20 protein-coding genes are annotated in these 20,136 nt (G+C 42.3%); 8 read left to right on the top strand and 12 right to left on the bottom strand.

What is annotated here, in order from left to right; all coding sequences use genetic code 11:
- Window positions 1-51: 51 nt before the first annotated feature.
- Entirely contained in the window at window positions 52-888 is an 837-nt protein-coding gene (locus DPF_RS09310; RefSeq protein ID WP_069859380.1) for a purine-nucleoside phosphorylase, read from the bottom strand.
- 102 nt (window positions 889-990) lie between these two features.
- On the opposite strand from DPF_RS09310, the gene DPF_RS09305 reads away from it, so the two are divergent.
- From DPF_RS09305 to DPF_RS09270, 8 genes are all read left to right on the top strand, one after another.
- Window positions 991-1,746: a motility protein A gene (locus tag DPF_RS09305; protein ID WP_069859378.1), complete on the top strand. Its 756-nt coding sequence runs from the start codon at window positions 991-993 to the stop codon at window positions 1,744-1,746.
- Window positions 1,736-2,479 carry an OmpA/MotB family protein gene (locus DPF_RS09300; protein ID WP_069859376.1) on the top strand — a complete coding sequence of 248 codons (744 nt, stop codon included), beginning with the start codon at window positions 1,736-1,738 and terminating at the stop codon, window positions 2,477-2,479. Before DPF_RS09305 ends, DPF_RS09300 begins: the two co-directional genes overlap by 11 nt.
- Window positions 2,476-2,880 carry a PilZ domain-containing protein gene (locus DPF_RS09295; RefSeq protein WP_069859374.1) on the top strand — a complete coding sequence of 135 codons (405 nt, stop codon included), beginning with the start codon at window positions 2,476-2,478 and terminating at the stop codon, window positions 2,878-2,880. The genes DPF_RS09300 and DPF_RS09295 overlap by 4 nt, the downstream gene beginning before the upstream one ends.
- Window positions 2,861-4,279, top strand: a complete 1,419-nt coding sequence (locus DPF_RS09290; protein WP_069859372.1) for an ATP-binding protein — start codon at window positions 2,861-2,863, stop codon at window positions 4,277-4,279. Before DPF_RS09295 ends, DPF_RS09290 begins: the two co-directional genes overlap by 20 nt.
- 64 nt (window positions 4,280-4,343) lie before the next feature.
- Entirely contained in the window at window positions 4,344-6,590 is a 2,247-nt protein-coding gene (locus tag DPF_RS09285; protein WP_069859370.1) for a carboxyl transferase domain-containing protein, read from the top strand.
- A 42-nt stretch (window positions 6,591-6,632) separates the two neighbouring features.
- Window positions 6,633-7,280 carry a biotin/lipoyl attachment domain-containing protein gene (locus DPF_RS09280; protein WP_069859368.1) on the top strand — a complete coding sequence of 216 codons (648 nt, stop codon included), beginning with the start codon at window positions 6,633-6,635 and terminating at the stop codon, window positions 7,278-7,280.
- 3 nt (window positions 7,281-7,283) lie between these two features.
- Window positions 7,284-7,640, top strand: coding sequence for a hypothetical protein (locus DPF_RS09275; protein ID WP_069859366.1), 357 nt, complete (start codon window positions 7,284-7,286; stop codon window positions 7,638-7,640).
- Window positions 7,641-7,749: 109 nt separating this feature from the next.
- Window positions 7,750-8,193: a single-stranded DNA-binding protein gene (locus DPF_RS09270; RefSeq protein WP_231702163.1), complete on the top strand. Its 444-nt coding sequence runs from the start codon at window positions 7,750-7,752 to the stop codon at window positions 8,191-8,193.
- Between the two features lie 89 nt (window positions 8,194-8,282).
- On the opposite strand, the gene DPF_RS09265 is transcribed toward DPF_RS09270, so the two are convergent.
- Genes DPF_RS09265 through DPF_RS09215 form a run of 11 tightly spaced genes read right to left on the bottom strand, consistent with a single transcriptional unit; the run spans window position 8,283 to window position 20,008 of the window.
- Window positions 8,283-10,646 carry a tetratricopeptide repeat protein gene (locus DPF_RS09265; RefSeq protein ID WP_083254611.1) on the bottom strand — a complete coding sequence of 788 codons (2,364 nt, stop codon included), beginning with the start codon at window positions 10,644-10,646 and terminating at the stop codon, window positions 8,283-8,285.
- A gap of 17 nt (window positions 10,647-10,663) precedes the next feature.
- Window positions 10,664-12,322, bottom strand: coding sequence for a glycosyltransferase family 4 protein (locus tag DPF_RS09255; protein WP_176724223.1), 1,659 nt, complete (start codon window positions 12,320-12,322; stop codon window positions 10,664-10,666).
- Window positions 12,323-12,326: 4 nt separating this feature from the next.
- Complete coding sequence (gene xrtD / locus DPF_RS09250) at window positions 12,327-13,871, bottom strand: VPLPA-CTERM-specific exosortase XrtD (protein ID WP_083254609.1); 1,545 nt, start codon at window positions 13,869-13,871, stop codon at window positions 12,327-12,329.
- Entirely contained in the window at window positions 13,864-14,625 is a 762-nt protein-coding gene (locus tag DPF_RS13755) for a glycosyltransferase family 2 protein (RefSeq protein WP_083254608.1), read from the bottom strand. The genes xrtD and DPF_RS13755 overlap by 8 nt, the downstream gene beginning before the upstream one ends.
- A gap of 5 nt (window positions 14,626-14,630) precedes the next feature.
- Window positions 14,631-15,629 (bottom strand): acyltransferase family protein, encoded by a 999-nt coding sequence (locus tag DPF_RS09240; RefSeq protein ID WP_069859352.1) that lies wholly within the window; start codon window positions 15,627-15,629, stop codon window positions 14,631-14,633.
- Window positions 15,630-15,646: 17 nt separating this feature from the next.
- A complete protein-coding gene (locus DPF_RS09235) occupies window positions 15,647-16,621 on the bottom strand; it encodes an NAD-dependent epimerase/dehydratase family protein (RefSeq protein WP_069859350.1) in 975 nt (324 codons plus the stop codon).
- Window positions 16,622-16,654: 33 nt separating this feature from the next.
- Window positions 16,655-17,122: a glycosyltransferase gene (locus tag DPF_RS13750; protein WP_176724222.1), complete on the bottom strand. Its 468-nt coding sequence runs from the start codon at window positions 17,120-17,122 to the stop codon at window positions 16,655-16,657.
- Window positions 17,119-17,583, bottom strand: coding sequence for a PssD/Cps14F family polysaccharide biosynthesis glycosyltransferase (gene pssD / locus DPF_RS09230; protein ID WP_083254605.1), 465 nt, complete (start codon window positions 17,581-17,583; stop codon window positions 17,119-17,121). The genes DPF_RS13750 and pssD overlap by 4 nt, the downstream gene beginning before the upstream one ends.
- Before the next feature lies 1 nt (window position 17,584).
- Entirely contained in the window at window positions 17,585-18,250 is a 666-nt protein-coding gene (locus DPF_RS09225; RefSeq protein ID WP_069859347.1) for a nucleotidyltransferase domain-containing protein, read from the bottom strand.
- A 7-nt stretch (window positions 18,251-18,257) separates the two neighbouring features.
- The gene (locus DPF_RS09220; RefSeq protein ID WP_141721103.1) at window positions 18,258-18,956 is read right to left on the bottom strand and encodes a hypothetical protein; all 699 of its coding nucleotides are present in this window, start codon (window positions 18,954-18,956) and stop codon (window positions 18,258-18,260) included.
- Window positions 18,905-20,008 (bottom strand): glycosyltransferase family 4 protein, encoded by a 1,104-nt coding sequence (locus DPF_RS09215; RefSeq protein ID WP_176724221.1) that lies wholly within the window; start codon window positions 20,006-20,008, stop codon window positions 18,905-18,907. Before DPF_RS09215 ends, DPF_RS09220 begins: the two co-directional genes overlap by 52 nt.
- Between the last annotated feature and the right edge of the window lie 128 nt (window positions 20,009-20,136).

Below are 20,136 nucleotides of genomic sequence, written 5' to 3'. Positions count from 1 at the left end.
CCATGATTTCTGCCACAACAACAATCATGTCATAATATACGTCACAAACGTTCACGAGGCAAACATGCCGGACACGATGATGGCCTGTAAAACATTTGTCAAATTATTTGCCGTGCGATTCGCCTGTTCCAGGATGGCATCATGGGAGGTTTGGGCCATACAATCCGGGAGATTCTTGTTTGTCAGACACGAAAGGCCTATGACCTTGACACCCATATGATGAGCAGCGATTGCTTCCATAACCGTGGACATGCCAATGGCGTCCCCACCCAAGAGACGATACGCCCGCGTTTCAGCCGGGGTCTCCAGACAGGGGCCATGAACGCCGACATACACCCCTTGCTCCAACCTAACGCCCACATCCAGAGCCACATCCAGTACCTTGTCACGCAAAACAGGGCAATACACCTCGGTCATGTCCGGGAAACGCGGTCCCCAGGCATCCACATTGGCTCCCACCAGAGGGTTGGTGCCCATAAGATTGACATGATCCGTAATGAGCATGATGCCCCTCACTTCAAAAAGTGGGTTGAGGGCACCAGCTGCATTGGTTAAAATAATCGTGTTCACGCCAAGACCGGCCAGCACCCTGGTTGCAAAGCAGACCTCATCAGGGGAATAGCCCTCATACAAATGGTTGCGCCCCTGGAGAACTAGGCAATCTGTTTGTCCATGCCGAACAATACCCAGGCGGCCGGTGTGGCCCTTGACGGTCGAGCGGGGAAATCCCGGAATGTCCTCAAAATCAAGCCACAGTGCCGATGAGAACATGTCCACGAAGCTACCCAGCCCACTTCCCAGAGTAATGCCGAGCACAGGAGAATAACCAGGAGCAAATCTTTTTTGAATATGATTGACAGCGGTCTGGACTTTTTTGCTTTTTTGCATGAAGATTAAACCTTTAGGTTGAGGTAAACTGTCCAGGCAATATGTCAAACTTGCCTGCCAGATCACTTTGCACAACGAACTTTAAAAAAATAAAAAAAACGAATGGATATTGCAACTCTTTTTGGGATCATCATTGGTTTTTCGTTGGTCATCGGAGCAATTGTACTGGGAGGTACAACAGCTATTTTCATCAATATCCCCGGCATGATGATCGTCGTGGGGGGAAGTTTTGCAGCCACGTGTGTCAACTTCCCGATGGGAGAAATTGTCCAATCCATCAAAGCGGCCATCAAAATTTTCAGTTCAAGAAAGACAACAACCAATGAAGTTGTCACCACCATGGTGCGCATAGCCGAGATAAGTAGACGCGAAGGCTTGCTGGCCCTTGAAAACATCAAGACGCAAAATCCTTTTCTCAAAAAAGCTTGCCTGCTCATTGCGGACAATGCTGATTCTAACGTCATCAGGGATGCTCTGCGCATTGAAATCGCCTCCATGAAAAAACGTCATGCCATCTGTCAGGATGTTTTCAAAAAATTAGCAACCTATTCCCCTTCTTTTGGCATGATCGGTACACTCATTGGGCTTGTACAAATGCTTTCAAGATTGAGTGACCCCTCAGCCATCGGACCGGCCATGGCCGTTGCGCTATTGACTACCTTCTACGGCACCATTATGTCGACACTCATCTTTCAACCTTTGGCTGGAAAACTCAAAAGCAGGAGTCTCCACGAAAGCCTTCATCTTGAGATCATTTTTGAAGGCGCAAAATGTATTCTCGAGAACAATAACCCTCGTACTGTCTACGACAAACTCTCATCATTCGTACCCCCACAGGAAAGGCGCTATGATAGATGACCTCAACGATTTCAACCAGAACGACGAAGAGGAAGAGGAGCTCCAAACCTGGCAAACAACCTTTGCCGATCTGACCACCCTACTTCTGGTCTTCTTTGTCTTGCTCTATTCCATGTCCTATATAGACAAAGGAAAATATTTGGCTTCATTTTCATCCATCAAGGCAGCTTTGGGTACGGTCACGGGTAGTCCCATTGTTCTCCAGAATGATGCAAACGGCGTCTTCATGGATGAAGTCCAGAAATACCGTCAAATCATGGCGGAACAGGAAAACAACTTCTCCAGCTTTCAACAGTTCAGCACAGAACATGGTATTGAGGGTATTATCGGAGCGAATCTCGAATCAGGCATCATTACTCTCAAAGCTCCGGCAGATACCCTTTTCAAATCCAATTCTGCCACATTGACCCCGGAAGCCATTCGGGTCATAAGTTTACTTAAAGACTATTTTCTGATTCATCATGACCTCAAAATCAATATCAAAGGGCATACAGACGACCTGGTGCCTGCACCAGGAGGCCGCTGGAAGGACAACTGGGAATTGTCGTCCATGCGCGCGGTAGCCGTTCTCAAACTGTTACTCAAACTCGGCATCAAGCCCCAACGGCTGACGGCCACAGGAATGGGTTCCTTTCAGCCGGCATTTCCCAACAACACTCCGGAAAATCGCGCCAAAAACAGACGAGTCGAGTTTATTCTGGAAAAAATGATTGGAGGAGGGACCCTGCCGTGAGAACAAATGATTTCACCATTGAGTACACGCCGAGCTCGCAACGAAAAACCCTGCGGGTCACTCCACGTGGTCAATTATCCATTCGCTTGGGACCATCTGGCCAGCTTTTTCCCATTCGCAACATCAGCGCAGGAGGTATCAGCATTGCCAAGAACAGTCAGGATGCACCCAAAATCGCTCCCAATATGATCCTTGAGATTGCCATCATCCAAAACGGTAAGGTGCTCATTGACAAAGTGGACATGCAATGTGTGCATATAACGCCTTCAAGCCTTGGCGGAGCTTTTATTAATCTCCCCCCACGCACGGAAATCCTGCTCGACAAATTGATACTGGAAATTCAAAAACAACAGATCAACGAAAAACAAAGAAGCCACTATTGTGATACGCAAAAAACATAAAATACTCATCGCCAATCGAGGTGAAATCGCTGTGCGCATCATCCAGGCATGTGTCAAGCTCGGCCTGGATTTTGTCTGCGTGCATACCGAGGTCGACAAACACTCACGTCATTGCAGTCTGGCCCGGGAATTGGGCAAGGGAAAAAGCCTTTATGCCATCAGTTCCTATCTGGATGCCAATGAAATGTTTGCCGTGGCCGATGCCTCCGGAGCTACGGCCATTCACCCCGGTTACGGTTTTTTTGCCGAGGATTACAGGTTTGCCAGACGCGCGGTCCAGCGCAAAAGAAAACTCGTTTTTATCGGCCCCTCATGGCAGGTCATCCGCGAGCTGGGAGACAAGATCAACACCAAGCGACTGGCGCGCCGGCTGGGTATCCCCACGGTTCCGGGATCAGATCGTCCCATGCACGACGAGATTGAGGCCGAAGAACTGGCCAAAAACCTCTTTGCCTTCCAAAAAGAACAGGGCATTGCCAATCCCGTTGTTCTGGTCAAGGCATCGGCTGGCGGCGGCGGTATGGGCATTGAGGAAGTTGATGACTTCGACAAATTCAGAACCGTGCTCCGTTCGATCAGAAACTACGCCAAACGCCAGTTCCGGGATGACGGCGTACTCATTGAACAACGCATCTTTGATTTCAACCATCTCGAGGTCCAGATCGTGGCGGACCGAAGTGGCAAGCACATTGTGCACTACGGCACCCGCAATTGCTCTATCCAGAGCACAGGACGCCAAAAACGTCTCGAAGTTGCACCGGGATTTACGCCACAGCAGATTTCGTACGCATTTGACGCCCAAAAAGTCATGGCCGACATCACGGAATATTCATTGCGCATGGCCCGTGAAGTCGGCTATGATAATGTGGGAACCTGGGAGTGGATTGTCAGCCCCACGGGAGAACCATTCCTCATGGAGGTCAACACGAGAATCCAGGTTGAAAACGGGGTTTCAGCGGCCATTGCCCGGCGTCGCAATGTCAAGAAAGTGGACATCATAGCTGAACAGATCCGGCTTGGGCTGGGCGAACCCCTCGGGTACACCCAAAAGGATGTTTCTTTTGAAGGCGTGGGGATCGAGTACCGCATTATTGCCGAAGACCCGCACAACGGATTTGCGCCTTGGGTCGGGACCATTGAAAAATTTGCGTGGGAACAAAAACTGTGGGCGGACGTATACACCCATGTCCCCCTGCATACCACCTATGAAATACCGACGGAATACGATCCCAATCTCGCCCTGGCGATCATTTGGGGAGCCGACCTGGAACAAGCCAAACAACGCGGCATAACCTTTCTTGAACAATTGCAGCTTGAAGGGCGCAATGCTTCGGGAGAACCCCTGCGCTCCAACGTGGAATATCTCAAGGAAATGACCGCGAACATTCTCCTGTTTTGAACATGCCTTCATGGTGGCAACCGCTGCTTCGCAACAATAAACACTCCAACTCAATTCGGATTGTATGGATATAGAAAAGCAATTGCATGAACTCCAGGAACGGCTGACATATATCAAGGATGTCTTCGGTTCCAAAGAGAATGAAAACATACGGCTCTTGGACTCCAAACTAACGGAATTCATGCATAAACAGCATGATCTGGCTTCCAAGGATGCCATCAGGCATTTCCGGTCGCTGGAAGACCTCTTCACGTTTCTGGAAAAAAAGCTTGAATATCAACTAACCCCCATGGACAAGGTCCGCATTGTCCGCCATCCGCAACGCATCTGCCTCAAGGACATCCTGGAAAACGTTTATGACAATTATACCGAAATCGGCGGTCAGGATGAGTGCAGTATAGATCCCAGCATGCTGATTGCCAGGGCCTACATCACTCGGCGGCGAGGGAAAAAAATCTATCACCAGCCTGTCATGGTCATTGGTCAGGAAAAGGGACACGGGCAGGAATTTCGCAATGGCGGCTCGGTCAAGCCGTGGGGAAACGCCAAGGCCCTTCATTACATGAAGGTTGCCGAAACCGAAGGCATCCCCATCCATACGTTCATCTTCACTCCAGGGGCCTACCCTCTTGAAGACTACCCGGGTGCGGCCCAGCAAATTGCCAAGAACCTTTATGAAATGGCCGGGATACGCGTACCAATTATCTCCGTCATATCAGAGGGAGGATCGGGTGGAGCCGAAGCCATAGGCCTGGCTGACACCCGCCTCATGCTTTCCCACGGGTATTATTCTGTCATCTCTCCCGAAGGAGCTGCTGCCATTGAGGGAAGACTGCGTGCGGGAAAACGAGCCACGCAAGGGTTGATTGAAAAATGCGCCAGCCAACTCAAAATCACGGCAACCGACAATCTCGCCCTAGGTACCATAGATGGGATCATCAAGGAACCTGATCTTGGGGCAAGACCAAATCATTTTAATTTTTTCAAGGAGTTGCGTCGCCAGATTATCCGTAGCACCGATGAACTCGTCCTTGACGTCAGGGGCATGAAGCTGTTGCGCAGTCTGGCTCTGCGAAAATTAGAAAGCGATGACGTTTATGTCCGCTGGGGATTAACGTCCAGGGCCAAAGATCGTCTGATATGGAGACGATACAAGAAATACCGTAAAATGACCCAAAAGGCCTTCAAGGACAAGCGGTCGGTCTGGCGCAAGGGGTACGATGGTATTTACGACTTTGGATGGGGTATCTATTCATTTTTCCGCTATGATTTCTTTGCCAAGCATCAACGAAAAGTGTCCCGGCTGGCTGAAGATGTCCAGGCCGAACTCCAGGTGCTTGTTGATCGGTCGGAAAAATACTGGCGCAAACGCCTCAAGGACAAACTTCCATTTATTCATCGCAAGGACAAGGAAATCAAGGAAGAACTGACCACATTGTCCTCATGGGAAGCACGGCCCGGCAATACCGGCAACGGGTGGGCCTATGTCAGCCCCCAGGCCAAGCGGGACCGGACCATAACCTGTCCCAACAGCTCGCAGCATGGCTGTCTGGATCAATGGGCACCGGATCTGTTTGATGAAAATGCCGGCGTTTGCGCTTTTTGCGGCCATCACTTTCCCATGGAATATGAATGGTATCTGTACAACGTGTTTGATCCAGGCTCCATCTTCAAATTCAATCAGCAACTTGAAGCCGGCAACCCCTTGCATTACGAGGGACTTGACCTCAAACTGGAAGAGGCCAAAAAAAAGACCGGCCAAAAAAGCGGATGCATGACCTTTGAAACCCGCATCAAGGGGATTACCTTGAATGTGGCCATGTTCATGGCCACATTCAGAGGCGGCAGCGTGGGCGCTGCCGAAGGGGAAAAGTTCATCCGAGCCATTGAATTGGCTCGCAAGCGCCATCTGCCCTTTCTTGCCTATGTACATGGCACGGCTGGCATCCGCATTCAGGAAGGCACCAACGGCGTCATCCAGATGCCCCGGTGTACCATGGCCGTGCGCAGATATCTGGAATCCGGTGGGCTGTACATTGTTCTTTATGACAACAACTCATATGCTGGCCCTGTTGCGAGTTTTCTGGGATGCTCTCCCTATCAGTTCGCGGTTCGATCATCCAACATAGGATTTGCCGGTCCCGGAGTCATCAAGGAAACAACAGGCCTGGACATCCCCCCGGACTATCACAAAGCCTACAAGGCCCTCTCTCGGGGGCATATCCAGGGTATCTGGGATCGCAGAGAAATCCGCAGCAATCTTCACCAGGCCCTGCTGACCATGGGTGGACGCAATCTTTACTACCGGTAGCCCGGTCTACATGCAGGACCCACCATCAAGAGGATTCAAGCCTTGCTCAATATAAAAAATCTGTTGCATGAACTCAAAGAAGCCCCCTATGAGGAGATATCCGTCAAGGCTCCTCATTGCGGCATCGTGGAGACCATTATCCAGGAAACCGGAACTCGCGTTCACGGAGTTTCAGGGACATGGAAAGAAAACCCAGGCACCCTGCTGGGGACCATCAATCGGGAACACAACAAGAAACCCATTTATGCGCCCCAAAATGGAATGATCGTTGAGATTGCCGATGTTCACAATGCGTTTGTGGAAGCAGGAACCCCCATCTTCCGCATCCGCCATTTTCTGACCAAGGATGAGGTCATCCAGCGCATTCTCAAACAAGCCCTGCACCTCTTTCGGGCCCCGGAAAAGGGAAAATATTATTTCAGCCCTGAAATAGACACCAAAATCAAGGCCAAGGGATGTCGGTCGGTTGTTGTTCGACCAGGCGATGACATTTTCATTCTTTCACGCATGAAACGTGAAACCAGCATCCCCTATCAGGGGCAGGAAGGCTTTATCTATACCATTTATTTCGAGCCAAGCAAAAGTGTGAACAGCAACGAACCCCTCATCGGAGTTTGTCCCCAACAAGAACTTCCCTCGATTCGCGAAGTTGTGGCTCGCATCCAGAGCGAATGGGAAGAGGAGGAATAACCTATGGGCCGATTTCTGCAGATACGCGTCATGGCGTATACCTATGACAAAGAGGACATGGCCAAAGCCTGGCCCAAACTGCATGCACTGGCCTTTCCTGCAACACCATCACCATCCCTTGGCATGCCCCGCAAAAAGGGTGTTCTGGAACTTGTCGACAGTCTGGTCGATCAGGTACGGTTTGACATGATCGATGCTTCTGTACAAAACGTCCTTGGTCCGCGCATGGAACAAGCCAAACATCTGAAACAGGAACTTGAACAGGCCTTGGCCGATTGGAATCCCCAAAAGGCAAATACCCTTTCGGATAAGCTGGAAGAGCTTCTTGACGAACTCGAGAAAGAAACTCCCCTCCCCTAGCCGGATGGGAGGCTGAGGCTATCAATACATTGCGCATCACAACAACGATTTCACAAGAGGAGTGACTCTCATGGCCGGCAGTTTGAATAAGGTAATGATTATCGGGAGAATGGGAAAAGATCCTGAGATAAAATACACCCAGTCCGGAATGGCCGTCTGCAATATAACCGTGGCCACGGATGAAGGGTATGTCAAAGATGGTCAGAAGGTCGATCGGACGGAATGGCACCAGATTGTTCTATGGGGAAAACAGGCCGAATTTTGCCAGAATTATCTGGCCAAGGGGCGACTTGTTTTTGTGGAAGGCAGCTTGCAGACCCGCTCGTGGGAAGATCAGCAGGGAAACAAACGCTACAGGACGGAAATCAAGGCTTTTCGCATCACCCCGTTGGATCCCAAGCCTCAAAATGCCGGAGGCGGTGGCGGCTACGTCCAGGCACCTCAAACAGGATTCACGCAACAATCCATGTCCACTCCAGAAAGCATGCAGTCGGAAGATACCGGACCCATCTTTCCTTCAGAAGTAAGCGAGATGGATGATACGCCATTCTAGTAACAACGAAGCATGATTGCGTTACCGACGAAAAAAGAGTCCCCATAGGGACTCTTTTTTTATGCTTTGAATATGACACCACCACGTTGCTAACCTGCAATCTCCTTGAGAAGTTTGCGGGCAATATGCTTTTCAGGGAAACTGTCTTCAGCGTTAACGGCTTTGTTCAGCCATTCCCTGGCAAGATCTCCTTGCCCGTTCTGCAGGTAAGCCACTCCAAGATGATAGCATACCAAGGGAGAAGGTTCTGACTGGGCAACAATGGTTTTCAGGAGGGCTATGGATTTTTCAGTGTGTCCGAGCTGGGCATAAACCCATCCCAGGGTATCCAGAAACGGCGTGTCCGCGGAGAACCCTCCCTGCTTGAGAAGCGTTAGTGCCGCTTCAAGATTCTTCTTTGTTGGAAAATGATTGGCATAAAGGTAGGCAAGATTATTGACCGCAGGGAAAAAATGAGGATTTTTTTCCAAAGCGAGTTGATAAAACTGGCGGGCCGAGTCATATTGATTCATTTTTTCATGAAGATATCCGAGTAAAAACGCTAGGCGAAAATCATTTTCATGTGACTGTATATACGTAGAAGCAAGTTCTATTGCCTGAGCATACTTTTCTTCTTTTGTATACACATGCAATAATTTCATCAAAACAGATCGTCTGTTTTTTAAATCGAATGATTTTGAATACATATCAACTGCTTCGTCAATCTTTTGTTGAGCCGTAAAAAGATTCCCGTACAAATAATACTGCAAAGATTTGTCGGCAACTTTGTTGTCTATATATGCACTTGCTTTGGAAAATTCATTTTTTGAGATAAAAATACCAATTTTTTGTTCCAACAATAAAGAATTATCGGCATTTTTATCTATGTATTTGTCCAAAAACTCATGAGATTTAATCGTATTACCCTGTCGCGCAAAAAGTTTTGCCAATGTCAGAACGGAAAATTCCTGATAGGCCTCCACGCTTAAAGCATCAACAAGGTTTTGTTCTGCTTGAGAAAAATGTTTATTTTTTATCTGCAACCGAATCAATTTCTGAAACAGCTCCAGACGCGATGAAAAAATACCTGGAATAGACGTGAGTTGCTGAATGGCATCATCCAGTTGATTGTTTTTTTCGTAGAGTTGAGACAATAAGATGCGGGCTGCGGGGGAGTTGTTGTTTTGAATGCAATCCATGAGAATCTGACGCGCCATGGTCTCGTCGCCACGAGATAAATAAAGCCTGGCCAGGGCCACAAAGGCACGGTCTTTATGAGGCTCAAGATGGATTACTTGTCTGAACTGAAAAATACCCTGATCGATATCTCCATCCAACAAAGCTGCATTTGCAAAATAAAACAAAGCATCGCAATCAGAAGGATCATCTTTGATGATATCCTGCATGTATTCATGAACTTTGGGTTGATTCTTCTTAATATTAAAAATGGTTACAAGCAATTTTCTATACTTATTCTTGGTATGCAAAGAATCTGCACCATACATTTCATTATAAATTTTACTCAGAGCCTTATCAAATTCATTATGCATTATATAAAATTCTATCAAAAATATTTTCAATTCATCCTTATCCTGATATTTTTTTTCATAATCAAGGATGCACTGCTCAGCATTGCTGAGGTCATTTTCAGCAATAAAAATATTTGACAACGCCTTGAGGGCATCAAAATCATATTTTTCCCGGGCTAATTTTCTTAAAACTTCCTGAGCTCGTTGATGTTGACCTGTTCGCACATAGAATCGGGCCAGGGAATATCGGTAGGCTTCATTCTGTTTTCCCTGAATGGCAAGATATTCATAATGGACCGAGGCATTTTCAAAATCCTGCATGGATTCATAGACCATCCCAAGAGCAAGATGCAGGGACATTTTTCCACCTGGCGCATCAAGCCCACGCGTAAGGATGTTCAATGCATCGTCAAGTTTATGAAGTTTGATATAGTTTTGGCCCAGAAGATAATACTCCGTGGTTGTGCGTTTGGATTCGGGGAGAGAAGACACTACCTGCAAAGATTCATCAAAGCGACCCTCACGATAATAGATAATTCCTTGCAAAAATTTTACATCGTCATTATCAGGTTCCAATCGAAGAACATTATTGATGTATTGCTTGGCATTTTCATGCTGGTTAAGATAAATAAACGATTTTACAAGACCGAGATTGGCCTCCAGCGAATCAGGTTCACTGGCAATAGCCTTTACAAAATTATCTTTTGCTTGGACAAAATCACGTTTCTCAAGAGCGATTTTTCCCACAAGAATATATCCAGGTGCAAAATGAGGATCAATTCGCAAAGCATTCTTGATGTGCACCAATGAATCATCGTATTGTTTATCTTCAAATGTTTTTTGAGCAAGGTTATAAAATTTATCCCTATCCTCATTGTGATCTGAACAAGCAATACACATACAACATACCATCAGAATACACGCAAAAGATATCCGAATTTTCATGGTGACCTCAAAATGATTTATGCAGCAATGGCTTTAACAATAAATACAAAAAATAAATAAATCATCAACACGGTAACATATTTCATGTTGCGTTCGAATCTTGAAAAAATGAGATTGATAAAAAAACTCATGAGAACAAATCGTAACAACATCTGAAGAAAATACAACATACTTGATTCATATGCTGAAACAAAAATGAGAAGAAAAAGTCCGATAAGCATCAAAAAATCAATTGAATTGACAGGCACTTTTTCCGACGTAAGACTTATACAAACGAAATATAAGAAAAAAATGGATATGATAAACACATCGATCAAGCTTATGGAAATCAATCCATTATTCATCTCAAAAAGGTAATGGTCATTTGAATATATCAATATAACCATATTGAAAAAATAAAACATGATTTTATAAAATACTATATAATCATATTTGCAAACAATGCATAGAAACAAAGATAGCAATAAGACAACAACAAAAACAGAAAGCAGAGAAACATCAATTGTTGTCATGGTTGCGGAAAAAAAAACATAGTAACAACTCAAAAAAGCAAAAAAAAGATGCCAAAAAAACCGTGAAATAGAATAGCGGGACAAGGTAATCGAGGATTGTCCTATTCGAATTTGAAATACAGACAGATGGTGAATTTTTGAAAAAAAGTTCAATACGCCGGAAAAATTGATTCTATTCAATCCAAAAAGAGAAAGAAACGCAAAAAGAATATAGATGAAGATAATGAACAGCGGCTCCAACCCACGCATGGCCAATCCGAAACCCAACAGGACAAAATGGGCCACATACATACAACCAACAGCCTGGTATTGCGTCAAATGCATTGCCACCAGTTTATGATGTATATGATTTTTATCTGGCAAAAAAGGATTTTTCCTTTCAAGTAGTCGCAAATAAATGACATTTAGTGTGTCGAGAAAAGGGATACCAAGAAGAAACGGAATAATGCCGATATTGAGTACCGTAAAATTGTTGGTGCAAGAAAGGACAACAATACATGCACCCAATGTGAACCCGATAAATTGACTCCCTGTATCTCCCATGAAAATTTGGGCTGGAAAAACATTGAATCGCATAAATGCCAGCATGGAACTTATCATCAGGATGGCAATACTCAAGATATCGCTGCGCTGGGACTCATAGGCGATAAAAATAATGACAAAAAAGGATATGATGGCCAGTCCTGAAGCAAGAGCATCCAATCCGTCAGACAAATTGATGATATTTATCGCCCCGATAATAAAAACAGATGTGATGAAGATGTCAGCATAAACAGACAGTGGACCTTCAAAACCAAATAATGTTTCAAGAAATGGAATATGCATTCCCGAAGCGACAACAAAAAAACATGATGCCACTGCTTGAGCAATAAATTTATATCTGTAATTCAAACAAACACAATCATCTATCAGCCCAGCAATTACAATCAGACTTCCAGAAACCATAAAAACATATAAGAACAATGATTTTGAAGATATGAAACAAAAAACAAGCAATACACTGATCGCGATGACCACACCACCAATGCGAGGGATCGGATTGGAGTGAACCTTTCTGTATCCAGGAAGGTCTACAATACCCATACGATACGCGGCCTTGATCGCAAAAGGCATAAGCAGAGTGACAACAAAAAATTCAAGATAAAAGGCTATAAGATAATTCATATGCCTACGTGTTGTTAGCGACATACACGTCAAGTAAGGGAAGAAGTTGCTGCATGAAATTTCTCATTCTCGCCTCAGCAGAAGAAACATCTCCGTCAATAATGGGCGTGATAATGCGCACCAATGATCCATCAGACCTTCCTGAAAGCAACCGATCCCAAAAGTTGTAAAATTTCAATTCCAGAGCATTGGTAAGATTCCTCCCTCTACAGATAAACCAAAAATACGATAATACCTGCTTTTCATTATTAGCCAAAATTGATCGATTGGCATAATGGCCTTTGGCGACTTGCACACGATCAGTCTGTACAAATTGCCACCCCCCTCCTCGAAAACATGTTTCTGGAGAATGAATGGAACTTCCCTTTGTTTGATGAGTATAATGTATGATATAAAAATTGATTGCATCACCTGCATTGTTCTCATAATCAACAAGAGCATAATTTGATGAATTCAATTCATCCAGCATATCCAGAGGAATGACAGATTTTTTCCCATGCCATGATCCAAGATGCAGGGGAAATGAGTTAAAAGATACTTTATCGACATAATGTTCATTGTTCACAGTTTTGAAAGACAGGAAAACAAACAGAAAAAGAACAAGGCAAAGAGAAAGAGAAGCGAACAGATCATTGGGGTATCTCAGATCAATATTGCCAAACCCTTTCAATCCAAACGTCATCGTACTTTCGTGATCCGTCGAGACCTTGGACGAATCCAGCATGGACATGATGACAAGCAAAACAACAATTGAAAGACCGAAAAATACCCACCCTATCAAATCATGATAAAATCCTTCAATCGCCCACAGCCCCTGTGCCCTGCTCAAGTACCCGGTAAACGCCAGGCGCAAACCATTCATGCAAATCGCCAGGGGAACAGACAAAACCATCAACAGGATTTTGGGCGTCCTTTTTTGGGTATCCATCAAAAGAGACATGGTGAATGAAACGATAAAAACAGGAATCAGGTATCTCAATCCGCTACAGGCAGCCACGACCTGGATCTTGGTTGTCCCGACATCAATAATATTTCCCTCGCGATATGCCGGAATACCAATAAAATGAAGCATTTTTTCAGCCAACACGGAAGATACGATCTGCATTTTGAGGGTCATGCGAGCGTACAGGTACTCGGGCGGGGGAAACATGGTAAGCAGCAAGAGAAAACATGGCAACAAACGTCTTGTTTTATTCGAACCCCACAGGGTCCAGAAAAAACCAAGAACCAAAAGCCACAAAGCCAAATACGATAGCAGATATTCACCTGCAAGTTCACCAACAACTGACAGGAAAGCTCCCAATCCGATTACAACTAATCCTGATATGGACGGGATAGACGGAATATCTGCAATATAAAAACGTTTTTTGAAAAGGATAACCATAAAGATAAAAGGAACCAATATACAATAGTCAAAATCTGTTCTATTCCAGTCAACTCCAATCAAATACAAAATATTATTGTAGTGGATACAAAATACGACAATAAAATATACCATAAAAAAAACAACATTTTTATAGTATATGTCGATAACATATTTTTTAGACATTGGACGAAGACCTCAATAGAGTCGAAAATTGATACAATTTTCTCATAGGCTTACAAAATGTTGTATACGTACACGAATGCAAACCGTTCTTTTCCCATGCGGCCATATCGCTTTGATTGGCTGCCAGGCGAGCTTTCAAACTGACGTTACTGGCGCCGCCTGTTTGCATGCACACCAAAACCTTGGGAATATACGTACATGAAATGCGGTGGCGTACCAAAAAACGGACCATCAGCTCATAATCGGCTGCAGTACCAAAGGAAGCGTCAAACCCTCCGTAACGATCAAAAATCGATTTCTTGACAAAAAAGGTCGGGTGAGGCGGCATCCACCCCCAATACAGCTTGTTGCGCCGAAAAGCTCCTGATTTCCAGTGGCGCACAGGTCGGTATCTTGTATCCACATAAATGAGATCACCATAGCATGAATCGCAACCAGTCTCTTGAAATGCAGCATATACATTTTGAAAAACACGCGAATCATGATAAAAATCATCAGAGTTGATAAAACCGATTATTTCACCTTGGGCTTCATGAATACCCTTGTTCATAGCATCGTATATGCCATCATCTTCCTCTGATATGAATGTATCAATGTGATTTTGATATTTTTTTACGATGCATGGAGTCTTGTCTGTAGAATTGCCGTCAATAACAATATATTCAAATGGTTTGTTTTGCGCCAATACACTGCAAATACATCTTACGATGACACACTGCGAGTTGTAACTTACTGTAATTACAGAAATTTTCATATTTATTAATGGTCAAAACGAAAAATATAGTTATAATTTTTTTGGTGAACAATGTAACCAATCCATAGCGGCAGGCAAAGACCACAAATAAATCCAAGAATAATATGTAAAAAAATATTTTCAATTCCTAAAAAACGATATAAAAATATTCGTGAAGAAGCCAAAGACATCGAGTGCAATATATAAATTTGCAACGAATATTTTCCAATAAAATTTATCATATTTGATTTTAAAATTTTATCCAGAAAGCATGAACACATAATTACATTAAAAATTCCAAATAAGCTAAAGAAAAAAAATGAAATATTATCTCTGTAATAATTATAAACAATAAAGAACAGCATCATATGGACCAAAGCCAAAGATAAAATCTTAAAAAAATTGATTTTCTTTTTAATTACAATCAAAAAACGTTCCAAATCAATTTTTGACGATAGTGCTCCGATCATAAAAAACACAAAGAATACCTTTATTTTTTGCAGAACTCTGATATCTGAAGAGAAAGGTAAAAAAAATAACACAATTGCTGTTACAGACAATAAAACAAGAGAAAATCTATTTGTATAGAAAAAAGCCATAATGACAAAAAAAACAAACAACACGTACAAAAACCAAAAATGTTGATTGGGAAGCGGTCTATAGGGTATCTTGAGTATATCAGCAAAAGAAAGACTGCTATTGACGTATGCACCCATGATTACTTGCAACAATCCCTGGACAAGAGACCATAAAAAATAAGGATAAGCAATCATCCTGACCTTATGCATCACAAAAACACGTCGATTTCGTTTCTCCAAACTTTGTATGGCAAACATTCCTGCCAAAAAGAAAAACAGGTGCATGTGAAAAGACCAGATAAAGTCAAAAGAATTCCGGAAAAAAACAGGTGAAATTTTGATCTGCGAACTATGAAGGCCAACAAGTACATGGCCGTAGACAACCAAAATAATACCTATCCCTTTTGCAGTATCAACCCATTGTTTTCTCGTATTTGTTGTGGTCATGGTCTATTTGTAAAGAATCACATTTCCCTGTTGCAGTTTTGAAGCCACAAACACGTTTCTTCGACCCCATCCTCCTGGCTATAAGGCAAAGAAGGACATAAATTTTTAATATGCGAGGTGTTCACGACATTATCAGTAGTCATATTTTTCAACCGAAAGGTATTCATTGGCATTTTTTTACCGATAATAACTTCTGCAATGTCGCCACAAACAGCTGCACACTTCATAAGTGGATATGGCAATGAGTATGCTTTTTTCCCGATGAGCCGTTCGGAAAATGCATTCACCCACTCATGAAGCTTAATGGGTTCATCAGCAAGATATATTGTTTTTTTATGTACTTTTTCTTTTGCAGAATTAAAAATTTCCTGTATTTGATAAGCAGTATTTTTCACATAACCATATGATTTCAAGCATTCATTTTTTCCTGGATGAAAATAGATTTTTTTTTGCAAGATAGTAAAAAAACCATTTTTCAGTCCATGATGATACGGCCCCCAAATGGTTGTCGGTCGGACGATTGTCCATGTGCATGGCATGCTCGCGTGCCTTGTAATCAATTCTGTTTCGACCTTGCTTTTTGCATATAAATTCCCAGGAGAATATTCATGCGAAGATTGTGGTATATGTCCGACCTTACAAACCAGCATACTTGAGGCAATAACAACTCGTTCGAGTGCCTGAACTTTTTTACCTGCCTTAAGTAGATTACGGACCCCATCAATATTGGCGGCATACCCTGCAATACTTTTTTTTTCATCGAGATCCGTTCTTGCAGCCAAATGGAGGATATGGGTCGGCTGAAATGCGAGCAAAAAGGATTCGAGTTTCTCATAATCCAACAAATCGATATCATGCCATAGATCAGCCTGTTCGTTCAACATGGGCGGCTTAAAATCTATATTTGCCATTTCATCGTATGCAGATCTGTATAATGCAATAAAATGAGTCCCAATAAACCCAGAACCTCCAGTTACTACAATTCTTTTCATATTTACAACACCCATTCTTTTTATTTTAAAATACTATAACATTTTTTTCAAAAAATCATTTATTATATTGCAAATACTATTTCTTGAATCATAATCAATATGTTTTGCATAAGCATTTTGAATTTTTTCATATAACTGATTAATATCATATACAGCAATTATTTTTTTATCTTTTTCAAGTTCTCTTACCAACTCTTCTTGTATATCTTGAGATTCGCCAAATCGAGGTTGTCTAGGAACAGCAACAACAGGCTTTTTACATACCAAAGCATCATGTATACTCCCAAATCCTCCATGAGAAACAATAACATCTGATTCCATTATTTTTTGCAATAATATCTTTCGTTCAACAAATCTATCATATTCACAAAATCGAGGAACCAACTGTGTATTACCAAGCTGAACATAAAATTGCATACTATGGTTAGAAGCAATTTGATCAACTTGCCTGATTAACCTTTCAAAGGAATAAGGATTTGTGCCCAACAAAACGGTTATCAAATCAACACACCTCCATAAACGGCGTTCGGATAATACTGTAGCAGGTTTGACCACTGCACAATAAACAAATCGGAAAACCTGTATAAAAACTTGCCGGTCCTTGAAGGCGTTATCACTCGTGCCCCGGATTCGATAAACACAAGTTTGGCACCCAAAAGCTTGGCACAAAGAGAACAGGCTATGGAGATTCCTCCACCCGTATTGATAACCACGCATGGTCGTATTTTTACTACCAGAATCAGACTTTGAATTGCATTAAAAAAAAACTTTAACAAATTTTTATGTGGATCGACGACAAAATAACACACTTCATCTTTTAATGATATTGAAGTATGAGGTAATTTAAAAGTAACAATTACACGAGGAATAATCAAAGATTCAGTAGCAAGAAGAGCCTCAGTCAAATGTCCTCCACCGGCTCCTATAACCATTGCTTTTTTTGTTTTAAATATTTTTTTCATCTTATGAAATGATTTCCTTGAATCTTTGAAAGGACTGTGTTTCAGGAAGGATATGTTTCAAATTTCCATTTGAGTTATAAAGAGATACGGGGTGTTCATTTATGACATCCATTTTCTCTCTTATTTCCTTTTCACAAGCAAACATATACGTATCAATGGGAAATCCTGCCATCAATGCATGCAACCGTTCTTTGAAGACTAAATGAGACGATTTGATTCCGTTCCAGAAACCTGGCTTTGAAATGAACCTGACATCCAAATCCGATGTTTCTCGGAAAACCCCTCGAGCGAGTGACCCAAAAAATACAACTCCTTCAATATATGCAGGCTGCAAGGCATTCATCCGCTGGTACATGTCATCCAGGTATCTCAAAAACTTTCTTTTATCCTTATAAAGACTAAACCAGAAGAGATCATGGGCCATCATGGCAAACACATGACCATTGAAAAAAAAAGAGCAACTATGTGCCAAAATAAGTGATGTTACAACAGCATAAGGCATATCCAATACAATCATTAAGGCAAAAATGACTCCAAAAAAGATCGCTTCCAAACACAACCGATGTATTCGTTCAATATTATTCATAAACAGCATTCCCTGAATAATCCAGTAACGAATAATAATAACAACAGGCCAAATCCGCCATCCACTGCGTACTGGTTTCATGTATTCCTCAACTTTCAAAAATAATTTGTTGAATTTTTTTTTGCGTTTTTTCTAGTGGACCATTGTTATCGACTATATGCCATGATTTTTTTTGAGCTAATTGCTCATACATTTTTATGCGAAATGGCAATTTTTTATCATACACCAATTCTGGTCGAGTACGTATGATATTCTCATAATTTCGTCTGATATATATAACCTGGGTGTCTTTTTTGACCTGAAAACAAAACAGGCGTTCAAGATTAAAATATTTTTTGGTATTTAATCGTGTATCAGCAAGAACATCGACAAAAGTATCATAAGGTCCTCTTTCACAAATGGTGAGCATTTGATCGTTTACCTTTCTTGTCATGCGGAAAAATGTCGCAATATTTACGTCTATTATTTGCAGGAAAAAAAACAGTTCCCTGAGAACAGGTAAATTTTCATAATCATGAAACCCCATAGGTTTGCCCATGATCATTTTGTAATAACAATGGCCTGAAAGCTTCGTGACACCAATCACTGGCAATGAAAAATAATTATTGAATCGTGACCATATATTTTGACAAGGGATATTGTTTTCACGACAAATCCTCACGACTTCATTTGTAATCGTTGTTTTCCCTGAACCATCAACACCAACCACAAAAAATAATTTATGTGCCGGAGGTTTCATACGTGTCGTTTCAATGCTTGTTCCCATAGCTTCCCAATATCGTTCCATGATTTCATGTTGCTTCTTTGATGGTGACATGCGTCATGCAATCGTTTTTTTTCAGCAACGTTCTGGTGAAAATGGAGCATAACCTTGCTCAGACCGGCTATATCGGCATGGGGAGCAACCAACCCTGCCCTACCCACTGCATCCGGCAGGCCGTCTATGTCGGTGACCAGCACAGGTGTCCCACTGGCTATGGATTCCATGAGCGTGACAGGAAGCTCTGCGGGAACCAGGACAAAAGGAAGGGTTAGCAGATCGGCATGCAATAATTCCTTGTTGAGGGTTGCCCGATCGATCCAGCCCCCAACCAAAGAAACCTTGTGTCCAAGCTTCTTCTGCCGAATATATTTTTCAATGCAATGCAGAGCTTCTGGCTCTGTACCTCGGGCCAAAATTTTTAAACGAACATTTTCTTGTGAAATCAAGCTAAAGGCTTTTAATAACGTATAGAACCCTCTGATTTTTTTGGGAGATCCCGTGTATAAAAACAAGGTTTGATCTGAAAATGTTTTATTCTCGTATTCCCAGTCTTCCAAAACAATGCCTGGATCTATTTTGTATATTATGAAATCTTTTAAATGCCTTTTAACACGATTATAAGTCCGATTTGATTGACATACGGCAAAATCAAATTTTTTTGATAATATTGAAAGAGAAAAATGAGTAGGAATGATTAACTCTCTCCCAAATTCAAACCTATTTTTCAAATTAATAAACTTCAAAGATTTTAATATTTCTTTTTTTGTATAAAGAGAATATGAAAAAAAAGCGATTTTTTTAATACCATTAAGTTTATCATACCATGTATTAAACAACAAACTAAATGGAGTAACACTTACAACAATATATTCAGGGTCGATAGAATCAACAATATTGATAATTTCTTTTGAATTGTTACTCAATAAGCTTTTTACGATATGAATATTTATATTTTTTATGTTTTCAGGATTTTTAACATCTGTGATAATATGTATGTCAAATCCATTGTTACTTAAATATTGTGCTACGTTATATATTGTCAGCCATGGCTGAAGATTCGACGTACTGGTACTCATATTTGATATACAAAATATAATTTTCATAAATATTAAGATTTGCCTGCAAAAAGTAAAAATGTCGCTCACAGTAAACGGAAAGACTTAAGCGGATAATTTCATGATGTGAGCACAAAATTATTCCCGGC

The organism is Desulfoplanes formicivorans, assembly GCF_001748225.1.
Taxonomy (GTDB): domain Bacteria; phylum Desulfobacterota; class Desulfovibrionia; order Desulfovibrionales; family Desulfomicrobiaceae; genus Desulfoplanes; species Desulfoplanes formicivorans.
The sequence above is the reverse complement of the archived record's forward strand: the minus strand, read 5'-3'. Positions and strand labels throughout refer to the sequence as shown.

Bases quoted from the DNA above. Each gene is read 5' to 3' on its own strand.
- DPF_RS09310 (WP_069859380.1), bottom strand. From the start codon at position 888: ATGCAAAAAAGCAAAAAAGTCCAGACCGCTGTCAATCATATTCAAAAA.
- DPF_RS09305 (WP_069859378.1), top strand. From the start codon at position 991: ATGGATATTGCAACTCTTTTTGGGATCATCATTGGTTTTTCGTTGGTC.
- DPF_RS09300 (WP_069859376.1), top strand. From the start codon at position 1,736: ATGATAGATGACCTCAACGATTTCAACCAGAACGACGAAGAGGAAGAG.
- DPF_RS09285 (WP_069859370.1), top strand. From the start codon at position 4,344: ATGGATATAGAAAAGCAATTGCATGAACTCCAGGAACGGCTGACATAT.
- DPF_RS09275 (WP_069859366.1), top strand. From the start codon at position 7,284: ATGGGCCGATTTCTGCAGATACGCGTCATGGCGTATACCTATGACAAA.
- DPF_RS09270 (WP_231702163.1), top strand. From the start codon at position 7,750: ATGGGAAAAGATCCTGAGATAAAATACACCCAGTCCGGAATGGCCGTC.
- DPF_RS09265 (WP_083254611.1), bottom strand. From the start codon at position 10,646: ATGAAAATTCGGATATCTTTTGCGTGTATTCTGATGGTATGTTGTATG.
- DPF_RS09255 (WP_176724223.1), bottom strand. From the start codon at position 12,322: ATGAATTATCTTATAGCCTTTTATCTTGAATTTTTTGTTGTCACTCTG.
- xrtD (WP_083254609.1), bottom strand. From the start codon at position 13,871: ATGTCTAAAAAATATGTTATCGACATATACTATAAAAATGTTGTTTTT.
- DPF_RS13755 (WP_083254608.1), bottom strand. From the start codon at position 14,625: ATGAAAATTTCTGTAATTACAGTAAGTTACAACTCGCAGTGTGTCATC.
- DPF_RS09240 (WP_069859352.1), bottom strand. From the start codon at position 15,629: ATGACCACAACAAATACGAGAAAACAATGGGTTGATACTGCAAAAGGG.
- DPF_RS09235 (WP_069859350.1), bottom strand. From the start codon at position 16,621: ATGAAAAGAATTGTAGTAACTGGAGGTTCTGGGTTTATTGGGACTCAT.
- pssD (WP_083254605.1), bottom strand. From the start codon at position 17,583: ATGAAAAAAATATTTAAAACAAAAAAAGCAATGGTTATAGGAGCCGGT.
- DPF_RS09225 (WP_069859347.1), bottom strand. From the start codon at position 18,250: ATGAAACCAGTACGCAGTGGATGGCGGATTTGGCCTGTTGTTATTATT.
- DPF_RS09220 (WP_141721103.1), bottom strand. From the start codon at position 18,956: ATGGAACGATATTGGGAAGCTATGGGAACAAGCATTGAAACGACACGT.
- DPF_RS09215 (WP_176724221.1), bottom strand. From the start codon at position 20,008: ATGAGTACCAGTACGTCGAATCTTCAGCCATGGCTGACAATATATAAC.